Consider the following 535-nt stretch of genomic DNA (forward strand, 5'->3'; position numbering starts at 1 on the left):
CCCGCCCGGCCATGCCTGGCTGGTGGTGCGCGGTGCGACGACCTCGCCGTGGCTGCCGCGCCGCATCGAGCGCCTGGGCTGGACCACCGAGCTGATCCCCGACCTCGCGCAGGCCACGCAACGCGCCCGGCTCGGCGGCCGCATGCCGGACTGCGTCGTGCTGGCCGAGGACGGCCTCGACGACAGCAGCGACCTCGAAGCGCTGCGCCACGCGCTGCCCGACGGCACGCGCGTCACGCTGCTGCTGCGCCCCGACTTCCACCAGCCGGTGCTGCTCGAGCGCGCCGCGCGCAGCCGCATGGCGGTGCTGCTGAAGCCGCTGACGCCGGCCGAGCTGCGCACCGTCGCCAGCGCCGAGGCCCGCCCGGCACCGGCACGGCCCGAGCCGTCGACCCCGATGCGCCCCGGCATGCACGTGCTGGTGGTCGAGGACAACCCGCTGAACCAGCTGGTCGCGCGCGAGATGCTGATGGTGCTGGGCATGAAGGTCAGCGTCGCCGCGAGCGGCGAAGAAGCGCTCGCGCACTGCCTCGAG

The 535-nt window shown here is 75.3% G+C and carries 1 pseudogene; it reads left to right on the forward strand.

Annotated elements, in window-relative coordinates:
• Window positions 1-535 (forward strand): annotated as a pseudogene (locus AC1D12_RS35030) (hypothetical protein); the annotation flags it as partial.

Source organism: Rhizobacter sp. P1_G5 (genome assembly GCF_056405435.1).